General features: G+C 33.4%; 2 protein-coding genes. Both read right to left on the bottom strand.

Going from position 1 to position 993, the window contains the following annotated elements; all coding sequences use genetic code 11:
- Positions 1-216 precede the first annotated feature (216 nt).
- Entirely contained in the window at positions 217-531 is a 315-nt protein-coding gene (locus ACTS4L_RS11330) for a helix-turn-helix domain-containing protein (RefSeq protein WP_440618018.1), read from the bottom strand.
- A 1-nt stretch (position 532) separates the two neighbouring features.
- On the bottom strand, positions 533-892 hold the full coding sequence (locus tag ACTS4L_RS11325; protein WP_440652070.1) for a type II toxin-antitoxin system RelE/ParE family toxin: 360 nt from the start codon (positions 890-892) through the stop codon (positions 533-535).
- Positions 893-993 lie beyond the last annotated feature (101 nt).

The raw sequence follows: 993 nt of genomic DNA, 5'->3' as shown, positions 1-993 counted from the left end.
GTATTTTGAGTTTTATAACTACATTCGCCCACACCAAAGTTTAGGCGGGATAACACCTTACTCAGCCCATAAAAGACATAACAAAAATATGCCACCAATTGAGAAAAGTTTAACGGATGAGGAGCTCCAAATTATATCTTAATTTTTTTAAAAAGTGGTCTTGACACTTAACCCGCTATAATAAATCAAAATAAGTTAACAAAAATACCTTTTCGTTTAAGCGCGCATGAAATTGATATGCCCTAACCCAGTTTGAGCTGGGTGAACAGTTATTTCAATATCTTGCCCAAGCTTTAAGAGCATACTAAACAATCTATCAATGCTAAATCTGTCACAGTGACCATTGATTATTTTTGAAATATCACCTTGATTAACTCCGGTAATTTCTTCAGCTTCCCGTTGTCTAAGTTTTTTCTCTTTAATTACGATTGATATTTGCCTTGCTAGTGCTGATTTAGCTTGTAACTCATCAGCATCTTCAAAACCGAGGTCGCTAAACACATTACCTGAGCTTTCTGTTATTTTAAGCATGTTACTTCTCCTGCATATTTAAAATTTCTTTTAATCGTTTCTTTATCAGGTCTATATCAGTTTTTGGCGTGCTAATGCCTGTTTTAGATTTTTTCTGAAAGCAATGCAATACGTATATAGCATCTTTCAATTTCACCGTATATACCGCTCTATAAGTGTTCCCATCATAGTCCTCCACAACTTCAAGTGTAGATGCACCTTTGAAATCATTACCTTTTAAAGGTTTTGCTTTATCATGCTTTGTACCTCTTTGAGCAAAATCTAGCGCAAAGCCAACTGTTCTCTTTACCTCATCTGGAAATTGTTTTAAATCATCCAAAGATGATCCTACCCACTTAAGTGGTTTTAATAGTTTCGACATGAAAATATCCATTACTATATTTATGGTAATTATACCATAATAATTCAAAAGTGAAAGAAATTATAGCTGGGTTTTCATTGAAGTTATCAAATATTCAAAAA

Origin of the sequence: Cysteiniphilum sp. 19S12-1 (assembly GCF_052030685.1) — a bacterium.
GTDB lineage: Bacteria > Pseudomonadota > Gammaproteobacteria > Francisellales > Francisellaceae > Caedibacter.
Note: the sequence above shows the minus strand (reverse complement) of the source record. Positions and strands in the feature narration are given on the sequence as shown.